We start from the raw sequence: 14,503 nt of genomic DNA on the forward strand, positions 1-14,503 counted from the left end.
CTGGAAGCCGGCGATACAACTAGATCCGACATCCCCTCGGAGTGAACTATTAAACGCGTGATCGCCATTAGATAGTTCCGGGCATAATCGAAGTGCTCGTTATTAATGAATAAATGATTTATGACACCGTATTGGATGTAAGTTCACTTGCATTGGTGCATAAATGCTTTCATTTATTCGCGAGGTAGCAATATGATTGCTATAAACAAGGGTGGTACCATGAAAAGTCTTTTTCATCCCTACGCAAGGTAGTTCTTTGCGTTCGGAGAAAAAGGCTTTTTATTATTTATTAAGCGTAGAATATTCCGTTTTCAGCATTACATCACGAAAGTGTTCATTAACTAGATGAGGTAGTCGTATGCTGTTGTGAATCGAAAGACAAGAAGGAGGCATATTTTGATGAGTGCGAATGTTTCAATTAATGAAAAAGAACAATTGGCGACAGAAGAAGTAGAACAAACTTTTCAAGCGAAAGATGGTGCAGACATTTTAGTCCAAGCGCTGCATGATCAAGATGTAGATATTATTTTTGGATATCCGGGTGGAGCAGTACTTCAAATATATGATGCAATGTACAAAAACCCAATTCGTCATATTTTAACACGTCACGAGCAAGGTGCTATTCACGCAGCTGAAGGCTATGCACGTGTATCGAATAAGCCGGGGGTTGTCATCGCTACAAGTGGTCCAGGTGCAACGAACTTAGTAACAGGTATTGCCGATGCGATGATTGATTCTATCCCATTAGTTGTCTTTACTGGTCAAGTAGCGACAACAGTTATTGGAACAGATGCGTTCCAAGAGGCAGATATTATGGGGATTACAACACCTATTACAAAGCACAACTACCAAGTACAAGATGTCAATGATATCCCTCGCATAGTGAAAGAAGCGTTCCATATTGCGAATACAGGTCGTAAAGGACCAGTTGTGGTAGATTTCCCTAAAAATGTATCTCAAATGCTGTTTGATGTAAATAATCCACCACAAGAACCAGAAGAAATTTATTTACCAGGCTATCAACCGACATACAAGCCGAACTATTTGCAAATTCAAAAGGCTATTCAAGCTATTTCGCTAGCGAAAAATCCAGTAATTCTAGCAGGGGCGGGTGTACTATTTGCCGATGCTCGTGAAGAATTAACAACTTTCGCTGAGAAGTATCAAATTCCTGTAACAAATACCTTATTAGGTCTTGGCTCCATTCATGGCGATCACGAATTATTCATTGGTATGGCCGGAATGCATGGAACAGTAACAGCAAATATGGCAATTACTAAGTCGGATTTATTATTAAATATTGGCGCTCGATTTGATGACCGTTTAACAGGGAATTTAGCAACGTTTGCACCAAATGCAACAATTGTCCATATTGACATTGATCCGGCTGAAATCGGTAAAAATGTACCGACCGATATTCCGATTGTAGCGGATGCAAAAGAGGCATTAAAATCTTTACTGAAAAAAGATTTTGAAGGTCCGGATACGAAACAATGGCTTGAATTTTTAAACAATCATGCAAAAGAATATCCGCTGTGGTATTCAAAAGAAGATGGAGACACAGAGGTGTTACCGCAGGAAGCACTAGAACTTGTGCATAAAATTACTGAAGGTGATGCCATTGTGACGACGGATGTAGGGCAGCATCAAATGTGGGCTGCACAATATTACCGCTTAAACAATGATCATGGTTGGGTAACGTCTGGTGGACTTGGTACGATGGGCTTCGGCTTCCCAGCTGCAATAGGGGCCCAGTTTGCGAAGCCAGACAAAAAAGTTGTTTCGATTGTAGGCGATGCAGGTTTCCAAATGACTGCACAAGAGCTTTCATTATTAAAAGAATTCAACTTACCAGTAAAAATTGTGATTTTAAATAACAGTTGTTTAGGGATGGTACGCCAATGGCAACAAACATTCTATGAAGAGCGTTATTCATCATCACTTATGCCAATCCAGCCAGATTTTGTTAAATTAGCGGATGCTTACGGCATTAAAGGCTATCGAATTAACACAATTGACGAAGCGGAAAGTATTTTCCGTGAGGCACTGCTTTCTGACGAGCCAGCGTTAATCGACTGCCGTGTAAAACAGCTTGAATGTGTCTACCCAATGGTTGCACCAGGTAAAGGGTTACATGAAATGATTGGGGTGAAAAAGAATTGAAACGAGTAATTACAGTAACAGTGATTAATCAAAGTGGTGTATTAAACCGTATAACAGGTTTACTTATGAAGCGTCAATTCAATATCGAATCGATTACAGTTGGTCATACTGAACAGCCAAACTTCTCAAAAATGACATTTGTTGTGAATGTAGAAGATGAGCGCAAAATTGAACAACTGGTGAAGCAATTATCGAAGCAAATTGATGTGTTAAAGGTCAATGACATTACAGATAAATCCATCGTGCTTCGTGAGCTAGCGCTTGTGAAGGTTATTTCACCACCAAATTTACGTCTGGAAATGAACTCGATTGTTGAGCCATTCCGTCCACAAATTATTGATACAGCGAAAAACGTTGTGACATATCAAGTGGTAGGAAATCCAGAAAAAATCGATGCCTTTATTGAGCTTATTCGCCCATATGGTATTAAAGAATTAACGCGCACAGGTGCAACGGCATCTGTTCGTGAAACACAAAAAACCATCAATACGCAGCTCTCTATTTTAAAATAGTTTGCATATAAAACCGAAGCTTGTGATCTGCGCACTGTAAAGCTGCAAATGCTCATAAGTTTAAAAAAACAAACCCAATTATTAGGAGGAAACAAACAATGGCTACAATGTACTATGAACAAAACATCAACGAGGACGTATTAAAAGGAAAAAAAATCGCAATTATCGGTTACGGTTCACAAGGTCATGCACATGCATTAAACCTTAAAGAATCAGGTTTCGATGTAGTAGTAGGTGTTCGCCCAGGTGGATCTTTCGATGCAGCAAAAGCTGATGGCTTAGACGTTAAAACAGTTGCGGAAGCAGCACAAGAAGCAGATGTAATCCAAATCTTACTACCAGATGAGCGTCAAAAAGCAGTTTATGAAGCTGAAATTGCTCCATATTTAGAAGCTGGTAAAGCACTGATGTTTGCACATGGTTTCAATATTCACTTTGGTCAAATTACGCCACCTGCAGATGTTGACGTATTTTTAGTAGCACCAAAAGGACCAGGTCATCTAGTGCGTCGTCAATTCCAACAAGGTGCTGGTGTACCAGGACTATTTGCTATCCACCAAGATGCAACGGGTCAAGCAAAAGATTTAGCACTTGCTTACGGTAAAGGTATTGGCGCTGCTCGTGGCGGTTTATTAGAAACATCATTCAAAGAAGAAACTGAAACGGATCTATTTGGTGAGCAAGCAGTACTTTGCGGTGGGGCAACTCAATTAGTTAAAGCTGGATTTGAAACATTAGTAGAAGCGGGCTACCAACCAGAGCTTGCTTACTTTGAGACATTACACGAATTAAAATTAATCGTAGATTTAATGTTTGAAGGTGGTATGGCGACAATGCGTTACTCCGTTTCAGATACAGCCGAGTGGGGTGATTATGTTGCAGGTCCACGCATCATCGACGATTCAGTTAAAGCCCGCATGAAAGACGTATTAACAGATATCCAAGATGGTACATTTGCTCGCCGTTGGATTCAAGAAAATGAAAATGGTCGTCCAGACTATACAAAATTCAAAGAAGCTGGTGCAAACCACCAAATCGAAGAAGTTGGTGCAAAACTACGTGCAATGATGCCATTCATCAATGAAGGTAAGGAAAAAGTTGTGAGAGAAGTGGCTACAAGTGCGAAAAATTGATATTTTCGATACAACACTTCGCGATGGTGAACAATCTGCCGGCATTAATTTAAATACAGCAGAGAAAATTGAGATTGCCAAGCAACTTGAACGTCTAGGTGTAACAATTATTGAAGCAGGTTTTCCTGCTTCATCTCCCGGTGATTTTGATGCGGTCCAGCGTATTGCGGGTACTGTGAAAAATTCAATCGTTACAGGGCTAGCGCGTTGCGTGCAAAAAGATATTGATACAACATGGGAAGCGATTAAAGTAGCTGAACAACCGCATATTCATATTTTTTTAGCAACATCTCCAATCCATATGGAATATAAGTTGAAAAAATCACCTGATCAAGTGGTCGAGCAAGCCATTGAAGCAGTGAAATATGCGAAAAAATACTTCCCACTTGTGCAATGGTCTGCCGAAGATGCTTTCCGCTCAGATCGCGAATTTTTAGTACGTATTATGAATGATGTTATTGCTGCTGGAGCGACGACGATTAACGTGCCAGATACAGTGGGCTATGCCTCTCCGCAAGAATATGGCGCATTATTCAAATTTTTATTAGAAAATGTCAAAGGTGCTGAAAAAGTGAAATTCTCAGCACACTGCCATGATGATTTAGGAATGGCTACGGCTAACACCATTGCGGCTATTGAAAATGGTGCGTCACAAGTTGAAGGAACAATTAACGGTATCGGGGAGCGTGCAGGGAATGTTGCACTAGAGGAAATCGCGGTAGCCCTCCATATCCGTAAAGATATCTATCCTGTTGAAACAGGCATCAACTTACAGGAGATTAAGCGCACATCGCAATTAGTTAGTAAACTAACGAATGTCGTTATTCAACCAAATAAAGCAATTGTCGGTAAAAATGCATTTGCACATGAGTCTGGCATTCATCAAGATGGCGTGTTAAAAAATCCTGAAACATATGAAATTATATCACCTGCACTGATTGGCGAAGGAGAAGTACCTCTTGTTCTTGGCAAACATTCAGGACGCGCTGCTTTCCGTGATCGTGCAGAAACAATGGGCTTTGCACTGTCAGATGAAAAGCTAAATAAAGCTTTTGCTGAATTTAAAAAGCTAGCAGACCGTAAAAAAGAAATTACGGAAGAAGATTTATTAACGCTTCTAACAGAGCAGCAAATCCAAATCGAAGATGTGCCATTGTTTGAGCTTAAAATGGTACAAGTGCAATATGGTACAGAAAATATTCCAACTGCTACCGCGACGGTCGTGACGCCAGAAGGCAATGTAAAAAATGTTGTGGCTACAGGCTCAGGCTCAGTGGAAGCAATATTTAATACGTTAGAACAACTTGTGCCTGGTGCTATCAATGTCATTGATTACCGAGTGAAGTCTGTCGGCAAAGGGCGTGATGCACTTGGTGAGGCAGTTATTAATATCCGATACGATGGTGTATCAACAACGGGACGAAACTCTTCACAGGATGTATTAGAAGCATCCGCGAAAGCTTATTTAAATGCGATTAACCGACATTTAATTCAGGTAAGTCTTCGAGCACAAGGTGAACTCGTTTAACTTGATTTGACTCTCACCTAGCAAAGCAGGTGAGAGTCTTTACTAAAATAGCGTAACCGTACGCTAGACAAAGAAAGGTGTTTTACGATGGAGAAAAAAATTACAGTACTTCCTGGCGATGGAATTGGGCCAGAGGTGGTTGCGTCAGCTATACGTGTACTACAAGTTATCGGCAAACGTTTCAACCATACATTCCATTTAGGATATGGAACAATCGGAGGCGCTGCCATCGATCAACACAACAATCCACTACCTGATGAAACAATTGAAATGTGTGAGAGCAGTGATGCGATTTTATTAGGCGCAGTAGGGGGGCCAAAATGGGACAATAACCCACCAGAACTACGTCCAGAAAAAGGCTTACTTCGTATCCGCAAGCACTTTGACTTATTTGCAAATTTACGTCCAGTAAAGGCGTTCCCGAGTTTACTAGAGGCTTCACCTTTAAAACGTGAAGTAGCCGAAAACGTCGATTTAATGATCGTACGTGAACTTACAGGCGGCGTATACTTCGGGGAACCACGTATGCGTACTGAAAATGGCGCGATTGATACAACAGTTTACTCAACAGCTGAAGTAGAGCGTATCGTTGAAAATGCCTTTGAATTAGCACGTTTACGTGGAGGCAAATTATGTTCAGTCGATAAGGCAAACGTACTTGAAACTAGCCGTTTATGGCGCGAAGTTGTAGAAGCGAAGAAAAAAGACTATCCAGATGTTCAGGTAGAACACAACTTAGTAGACTCTGTAGCGATGAAATTAATTACAAATCCTGCTCATTATGATGTCGTTGTAACAGAAAACATGTTTGGTGATATTTTAAGTGATGAAGCATCGGTTATTACAGGTTCTCTTGGCGTACTACCATCCGCATCCATCCGCGGTGATAATTTTGGACTTTACGAACCAGTACACGGTTCAGCACCAGAAATTGCAGGGCAAGGTGTGGCTAATCCAGCAGCAACGATTCTGTCAGTCGCTATGATGTTACAATACTCATTTGGCCTAGCAGAAGAAGCGGCTGAAATCGAACGTGCAGTAAGTGCAGTATTTGATGATGGGTACTTTACAGCAGATCTTGCACGTGATGGAGGACGCACTCTATCTACAAATGAATGGACAGATAAAGTTATTAATGAAATTGATACAAGTTTTGTTTCGGAAAGTATTATGACAACATATATTTAAGAAATAGGTGAAGACAATGGGAAAAAATATAATTGAAAAGATTTGGGATAAACATGTTGTTTATCAGGAAGAGGGCAAACCGGACCTGTTATATATTGATCTTCATTTAATTCATGAAGTAACTTCTCCGCAAGCATTTGAAGGTCTACGCATAAATGGACGGAAAGTGCGTCGTCCTGATTTAAGCTTTGCGACGATGGATCATAATGTGCCAACAAAAAATCTACCGACAATCAATGATCCAATTGCACGCAATCAAATTGAAACACTGGCGAAAAATGCTGCTGAATTCGGTGTTGAGCTGGCAGGTATGGGTCACCCTGACCAAGGGATTGTCCACGTGATTGGACCAGAATTAGGTTTAACACAGCCTGGCAAAACAATTGTTTGTGGTGACTCGCATACATCGACACACGGTGCATTTGGTGCTATTGCATTTGGTATCGGTACATCCGAAGTAGAGCACGTAATGTCTACACAAACATTGTGGCAAAACAAGCCAAAAACGATGGAAATCCGCGTTGAAGGAGAGCTACCGGTTGGTGTTGCTGCGAAGGATATTATTTTAGCAATCATCTCGAAATTCGGTATTGGCGTTGGTACAGGACATATTGTGGAATTCACTGGAGAGGCAATCCACAAACTGTCAATGGAAGAGCGCATGACCATCTGTAATATGTCCATCGAAGCAGGTGCAAAGGCTGGTCTTGTATCACCTGACCAAATAACAGTGGATTATATTCGTGGTCGCAAATATGCACCACAAGGTGAGAAATTTGAAGAAGCGACAGCGTATTGGCTAAGTTTAGCATCAGATGAGGACGCGACATATGATGAAGTCCGCATTATTAAAGCAGAGGAAATCGAGCCAATTATTACATGGGGAACAAATCCTTCAATGGGTTCTGGTGTATCACAAAATGTTCCGACGCAAGCAGATTATCAGGATGAGTCAGATAAAGCCGCACTTCGTAAAGCGCTTGCCTATATGGGCTTAGAAGAAGGGCAACCATTAACTTCAATCGATATCCAATACGTATTTATCGGCTCATGTACGAACTCACGCTTAAGTGATTTACGAGCTGCTGCAAATGTTATTCAAGGACGTAAAGTTCATGAAAACGTAACAGCAATCGTTGTCCCAGGTTCCCATTCTACAAAAAAACAAGCAGAAGCAGAAGGTTTAGATAAAATTTTCATTGATGCAGGTTTTGAATGGCGCGAATCCGGTTGTTCGATGTGCTTAGCGATGAATGATGATGTGGTCCCAGCTGGTAAACGCTGTGCATCAACCTCAAACCGTAATTTCGAAGGTCGTCAAGGTGCTGGTGCTCGCACGCACTTAGTATCACCTCCGATGGCAGCTGCTGCTGCGATTGCAGGTCACTTTGTAGATGTACGAGAATTCGTGAAGGAAACTGTGTAAAGGCACCATTTACACGGAAAGGATGATTGAAAATGCAACCAATTAATATCGTAAATAGTGTGATAACACCACTTGATCGTAAAAATGTCGATACAGATCAAATCATTTCGAAAGAGTTTTTAAAACGCATTGAGCGTACAGGCTTTGGTCAATTTTTATTTTATCATTGGCGTTTTGATGCACAAGGCAATGAAGTACAGGACTTTGTATTAAATAAAGCAGAATTTAAAAACTCTAAAATTTTAGTAGCGCAAGATAATTTTGGCTGTGGCTCTTCACGTGAGCATGCACCGTGGGCAATTTTAGATTATGGCTTTAACGTCGTCATTGCCCCTTCATTTGCGGATATTTTCCATAATAACTGCTTCAAAAATGGTATATTACCTATCAAGTTAACGGAAGCAGAGTGCGATGAAATTTTAGCAAAAGGTTTAGAGAAACCTTATCATGTAGAAGTAAATCTTGAAGCACAAACAGTAACAGGTGAAGATGGTAAAGTTTATACATTCAACATCGATTCTTATTATAAAGAAACGTTACTAAATGGCTGGGATGAAATTGCCCTAACATTTAAATACGAAGACCATATTGCTGCCTATGAAGCACAACGTGTAGCCTACTAATGGGCAAGTAAAGCCGAGAAGAGTGTTAGATTGACTGGAATCAATCTAACACTTTTTTGCTGTTTGATGGGAATGTTGCCAGCATAGCTACTTCGAAATACTGAAAACAAGGAAGCCTTTGTCTTTCTTTTGCTAAGTCGTTAAAATAGAAAGAAGGAATCGAAAGGATGATTTAAATGATTACAGTAATTGGTAGTTTAAATATGGATTTAGTGATACAAATGGCGGATTTCCCACAACAGGGAGAAACGGTTCTTGGGCAACACTTTCAAACAAGTCCTGGAGGAAAGGGGGCTAATCAGGCGATTGCTGCGGCTCGTTTAGGCAGCAACGTCACAATGATTGGTTGTGTAGGCGATGATCGTTTTGGGCATACATTGCGAACAGTTTTAGAGCAGGAGCATATTGATACAACATCGCTTCTAACAACTTCAGAATCGACGGGCATTGCGAATATTTTAGTGCATCACAATGATAATCGTATCATCGTGGTCCCAGGAGCAAATTATAAGCTGGAACCAACACATTTGGATGCTGTAAAAGATGTCATTACACAAAGTCAAATGGTAATCTTACAGCTTGAAATTCCGATGGAGACGACAGCACATGCTATAAAATTATGTAAGGAAGCGAATGTACCAGTGCTGTTAAACCCAGCCCCAGCGGCGAACTTTGATATGTGCTGGATGGATGATATTACCTACTTGACCCCAAATGAAATTGAGTGTGCCCAGCTATTCGGAAACGATTTCGATCAAACGCTCGAAAAATATCCGAATAAACTAATTATTACACTTGGTCGTGATGGGGCACGTTACTTTGATGGCGAATATCCTATTCATGTCCCTGGCTATATGACAAAAGCGGAGGATACAACTGGGGCTGGGGATACTTTCAATGGTGCGCTTGCCTATGCATTAGTAGAGGGGCAATCGTTGGATGAAGCAGTGTACTTTGCGAATATAGCGGCCTCGCTAGCGGTTGAGCAAGTAAGTGCACAAGGCGGTATGCCAACACTTAGTAAAGTTTATGCGAGAATGGCTGGTTTGGACGAATAAAAAACATTACGCTTTATAAGTAAAGTGTTGGGATGTGTGGATTTTCTAGTTATTAGCATGAGGCACTATCATTGCATATACCTAGTTGTGCGATAAATGTGAAAAATAGAGAAATTTAACCTAAGAAGTAAATCCTATTTGTGACAAGTCGAACTAAGTAGTTTGTCCTTTTTTGTCATTAAATTTCATGACTATATATAAGAAATCGAATAGTTTCCTTTATAATGGAACTATAGATACATATGAAAGTAGGTTTTGAGGATGACGAATATTGACACTACGCCAATCGACTATACAGCCTCAGCGAATAATATTTTGCCACAGTTTGTGGATCGTTTACGTCAACTGCACAGCATTATTGTACAAAATACATATGTGAAAGATACAGCTAAGCACTTAAATCGTATAATCCAAGATGCAAACAATCAAACAATGGTACTGATAGTCGGAAAAGAACGAGTAGGAAAAACAACACTGGTAAATGGTCTTCTTGGTCGTTCTATTTTACCTGTAAGCGATCAAAATCCGACAGGGGTTAATACGTTTTTACGATATGGTGAGCATGAGGAAATTAAAGCATATTTTTTAGATGGTATGGTGGCAATATTTGATATGAGCAAATTAGAATTACTTACTACAGGTGATACGTTTGCATCACAAATTTTACGTGAACATTTAGATTATCTAGAAGTATATGTTAAGCATGAGTTATTAAAATCTGTGACAATTATCGATTCGGTCTCATTAGAAGCGGGTGGGGGAGAAATGGCATACTTCTCCGAATCGCTAATCAATCGAGTGGATGAAATTTTTTGGGTGTTACGTTCAGAATCGATGGCCATCGATGCAGAAGTTTTATTAATGGAAGCTTTAAAAAATAAAGGGGTAGTCCCACTTTGTATCGTTAATGGCATCGATAAAAATAATAATACAGAAGCCTTTATTCGTTCTGAAAAAGAACGAATTGGTCATTTATTAAGCGATTTTGTAGCGATTTCTGCAATGGATGCCCTTGAAGCACAACAAACAGACAATAAAGCGTTATGGCAGCGTAGTCAATATGATAATCTAATTGCGCAAATTCAACGCGTTGCAGAGAATAGCGATAAAAAAACGTACGCAATTATTATTCGTTTTTTACAATGGCTGGAGCGTTTCCGCTTCGAATTAACGATTATACCGCAACGTGATCCATTTCAATCAGCAGTAGAAAACATCGAAAAATTTGCGGGAGATACACAATATGAATTTTCACGTTATCAGCGAGATGTAGCCATTGTACAGGAATATGAACAAGAGTACGAGCAAGTAGCAAGCGTATTCAAAAATGTTCAAACATTGTATCAGCTCTTACAAACGATTTCGCAACATGATTATTTACAAGATGATTTCGTTGAACAATTTACTGAAAAAGCAGTGATTTATCAACAGGCATTACGTGAATATCGTAATATGCATAATGAATATATGCGAGAATATGAGCGTTTGGACGCACAACATAAAAAAATTCATGGAAAAGGGTTGATGAAAGCCATTTTTGGCCATCATACACAAAATGACTTTTTCAAAGAACGTGTTCTGCGTTTAAATGAACAGCAAGAAGTATGTGTTACGCAGTATGCGAAAGTACGGGAAGCGGAAGCTATCATTGTGGAAGAAATAAATACAGTCCAAAACTATTTGATTAACCTATCCAAAAAGCGTTTAGCGCGTATTGAGAAAAAGGTGAACGAGCTGAATCAGCAACGGGCAAAAGAGAAACACCAACTAAAATTATATGCTGCGAAGTTAAATGAATTTTCTTGTTTAATAGAGGCACAAGGGTTTATTAAAGAAAATATTCAACCGTTTCTTATGGATGAAAGGGTGCCGCTACGCTCGAAAGATCAGCAAATGCTTAAAGAAACAATCGACAATATTACAAGTATCGATTTATCTAAAAATGGCTTACTGGCGAGAAGTCAAATGAATAACAAAATGGAAAGTATAGCCATTCCATTTGATGTTGAAAGTAAATATGCATTACAGCCATTACGACTTGCCGAGACGGACGTTAAATCAAACGATATACCCGCCATACCGAATAAATTAGAAATTCAATATGAAGATTAAGTAGCACAAAACGTTCTAGAAGAATGAATCTTTTAGAGCGTTTTTTAACGTATTCATTTCGTTCAAATTTATGAGTGGTTGTTTCACAAATGCTAATATTTAGGGAGAAATGGATTGACAACAGGCGAATAGAAAATAAATTAAAAGTACCATAAAAAATTATTATTTATGAATTTTTTCTTTTAAGATGTTTTGGATTATATAGTAAATATTAGGTAATTAGTATATAATATTAATTATTTTAAAATTGTGGAGGGTTGACGCAGATGAAACTGGTACTGCAGATAACGAGTGTCATTTTAATTGTAACAGCTATCATTTTTAGTTTAACGCAGGTTTCAAGTTTAAAGGAAGAAAGAGAGGATATGAAATACTGGGAAGCAGCAGCTATTGAACATTATGATAATAATCTTATAGAAGAAAAATATTTTGCATTGAAGGATATTTACTCCTCTCATCTGACAACGACTTTGATGTCAGTAATATCAATTATGTTAACTGGGATTTTCTTTTTAGCGATAGCAAAAATAATTGCATTACTTCAAGATATAAATTCAAAAGTTACTAATAAACCTCAAGAAGAAGAATTTGAATTATTGAATTAATAGGAGGAGCAGAATGCTAGTTGATATAAATTGTCCAATTGAATTGCTTGGGTATCAGCTATATAGAAGTAAAAAAACGGGTAACGTTTATTGTTCATTTCGATTTAATAATATCTCTGAAAAAACGATCAAAGGTTTTAATGCGACTATCTATTGTTTTGACCAATTTGGTGAGCCTACTGGTTCGGTATCAAATTGTTTTGAACATAAATTTCATTTTCCCGATTCAATAGGCCCTAGCCAAGCATTTGATACGAATGAAAGAATTTCATTAGATAATTTTTTACATGCCAGAAAAGTGGAGATTGTCATTGAGAAAGTACTTTTTAGTGACGAAACTACATGGACTAAAGCTGAAACAGAGCTAGAGAAAGTAGAATTAAAAGAAATACATAATCCGAGGCAATTAGCTTATGTAAAAGCGCATGAAGGAAATGATGCAAAGTATTATTCACAACTATTAAATGATAAATGGGTATGTGTATGTGGGCGTCTCAACTTAGAGAATATGGAAGCGTGTCAGCGTTGTAAAAAAGAAAAAAATCATATTATTTCCATTTATAGTAATGAAGAAACGATTAATGAACAGATTCAGTTATATGAAAAACAAATAGAAGAGAATCAAAAGAAAGAACAACTGGAAAAAGAACGTCAACGTGAAGAAACTAAGAAAAAGGTAAGGAAAATTTTTACATATAGCTCGGTGGTTGTTAGCCTTTTATTACTTATCGTTATTGGTACATTTGGCTTTATAACAAAGTTTACCTTTTCATGGGATAATTATCTTTTGTTAAAAGATAAGGATAATGCTTTAATTGAGGCAGTCAAACATCAAAATAGGAATGAGATAAATTTTTTGATTGAAAATGGGGCAAATGCTAATTTTGTCAATAGGGATGGCGAAAATTCAATAAGCGAAGCCATTAAATTACCAAATAAAAAGTTGGCTATTTCGCTAATGAATAAAGGAATGGTGAGTATTACAGTTGGACAAGAAAAGAATACGCTTGCTCATCTTGCGGTCGACAATGAACAAATGGAAATACTAAAAGAGTTACATCATTTCAAAGTGGATATGGATGTTAAGAATGAAATGGGACATTCGGTTTTATATACTGCCATGGAGACAGGAAATCCAGAAATAATTGACTACCTTATCCATGATGTAAAAGTAAATCTACAAGATGTGGATAATGAAGGGAATAATATTGTTCAAGTAGCCTTGCTACAACAGTTAAAAGATACAGCATTTATCAAAGAATTACTGAACCTGGCTATTGATTTAAATAAGGAGAATAAAAATGGCCAAAATACATACGAAATGGCTATTCTTACTGAAAATAATGAGATAGTGCAACTATTTATAGACAAAGGACTAAATGTGAATCAGGTTGATAAACGAGGAAATAATGCAATCCATGTTCTCCTTAATCAGAAAAAAGATAATGTGGCTTTTCTAACAGCATTAATAAACAAGGGGACAAATGTAAATGGACTGAATGGACAAGGACAATCACCCTTATATGTAGCTATTGTAAATGGGGATAAAAAAATTGTTGAAGAACTGATAAAGAATAAAGTGAATATTGATTCAGTCAATAGTAATGGGGAATCAGCGCAAACCGTTGCTGAAAAATATAATAAATCATTGGTAGAATTATTTGAACAAGGTAAATTTGTCATTAAATATGATAAACAAAAAAATGTTTACATAGTAAGTGGGATTACTTTAGGGAATTCTAGAAAAGATGTAGTGAATAAGTTAGGGAACCCAGCTAAAAGGCAAGAATTTACTTCTATAAATGGTGAAATTGACTGCAATTTTTATTACTTGAAAGATAGCACTGGAAAAAATATAGAGACACAATATTGTACTTATACAGGGAGCAATAAAATTGAAGAAATTACGTTTGATTTTTATCCTAAACATCTAAATGAAAATTGGTATAAAGATTTGGGAAAACCATTTGTCATGGATGATGGGAAAGCATTATTTTATCTTGAAGGCACGGAACAAATATTAAATTTAAAACCGAATGAAGAGTTAGGGTTTCTTACTTATGCAGATGCTAATTTCTATTATTATTATCCAAAGGATTAGCAGCTTGTAGAAAAAAGGGGCTGGGACATAACTGCTTCAATTAGTGAGAAATCC

General features: G+C 38.1%; 11 protein-coding genes. All 11 read left to right on the plus strand.

All coding sequences use genetic code 11. From position 1 onward, the window contains the following. Positions 1-399 precede the first annotated feature (399 nt). The 11 genes from ilvB to LS41612_RS09745 all read left to right on the plus strand — a co-directional run bounded on the left by ilvB (position 400) and on the right by LS41612_RS09745 (position 14,449). The gene (gene ilvB, locus LS41612_RS09695) at positions 400-2,163 is read left to right on the plus strand and encodes a biosynthetic-type acetolactate synthase large subunit (RefSeq protein WP_024361068.1); all 1,764 of its coding nucleotides are present in this window, start codon (positions 400-402) and stop codon (positions 2,161-2,163) included. Next, positions 2,160-2,675 (plus strand): acetolactate synthase small subunit, encoded by a 516-nt coding sequence (gene ilvN, locus LS41612_RS09700; protein ID WP_024361067.1) that lies wholly within the window; start codon positions 2,160-2,162, stop codon positions 2,673-2,675. Before ilvB ends, ilvN begins: the two co-directional genes overlap by 4 nt. A 98-nt stretch (positions 2,676-2,773) precedes the next feature. Further along, a complete protein-coding gene (gene ilvC / locus LS41612_RS09705) occupies positions 2,774-3,808 on the plus strand; it encodes a ketol-acid reductoisomerase (RefSeq protein ID WP_024361066.1) in 1,035 nt (344 codons plus the stop codon). Continuing rightward, positions 3,795-5,336, plus strand: coding sequence for a 2-isopropylmalate synthase (locus LS41612_RS09710; protein WP_024361065.1), 1,542 nt, complete (start codon positions 3,795-3,797; stop codon positions 5,334-5,336). Before ilvC ends, LS41612_RS09710 begins: the two co-directional genes overlap by 14 nt. Before the next feature lie 87 nt (positions 5,337-5,423). Beyond that, positions 5,424-6,524 (plus strand): 3-isopropylmalate dehydrogenase, encoded by a 1,101-nt coding sequence (gene leuB, locus LS41612_RS09715; protein ID WP_024361064.1) that lies wholly within the window; start codon positions 5,424-5,426, stop codon positions 6,522-6,524. 16 nt (positions 6,525-6,540) lie between these two features. Next, entirely contained in the window at positions 6,541-7,950 is a 1,410-nt protein-coding gene (leuC, locus tag LS41612_RS09720; RefSeq protein WP_024361063.1) for a 3-isopropylmalate dehydratase large subunit, read from the plus strand. 32 nt (positions 7,951-7,982) lie between these two features. Then, a complete protein-coding gene (leuD, locus tag LS41612_RS09725) occupies positions 7,983-8,573 on the plus strand; it encodes a 3-isopropylmalate dehydratase small subunit (RefSeq protein WP_024361062.1) in 591 nt (196 codons plus the stop codon). Between the two features lie 176 nt (positions 8,574-8,749). After that, a complete protein-coding gene (gene rbsK / locus LS41612_RS09730; RefSeq protein ID WP_024361061.1) occupies positions 8,750-9,631 on the plus strand; it encodes a ribokinase in 882 nt (293 codons plus the stop codon). 261 nt (positions 9,632-9,892) lie between these two features. Continuing rightward, positions 9,893-11,743, plus strand: coding sequence for a dynamin family protein (locus tag LS41612_RS09735; protein ID WP_024361060.1), 1,851 nt, complete (start codon positions 9,893-9,895; stop codon positions 11,741-11,743). Positions 11,744-12,009: 266 nt separating this feature from the next. Continuing rightward, positions 12,010-12,348 carry a hypothetical protein gene (locus tag LS41612_RS09740; protein WP_024361059.1) on the plus strand — a complete coding sequence of 113 codons (339 nt, stop codon included), beginning with the start codon at positions 12,010-12,012 and terminating at the stop codon, positions 12,346-12,348. A gap of 13 nt (positions 12,349-12,361) precedes the next feature. After that, the gene (locus LS41612_RS09745) at positions 12,362-14,449 is read left to right on the plus strand and encodes an ankyrin repeat domain-containing protein (RefSeq protein WP_024361058.1); all 2,088 of its coding nucleotides are present in this window, start codon (positions 12,362-12,364) and stop codon (positions 14,447-14,449) included. Positions 14,450-14,503 lie beyond the last annotated feature (54 nt).

This window comes from Lysinibacillus sphaericus (assembly GCF_002982115.1).
GTDB classification, from domain to species: Bacteria; Bacillota; Bacilli; order Bacillales_A; family Planococcaceae; genus Lysinibacillus; species Lysinibacillus sphaericus.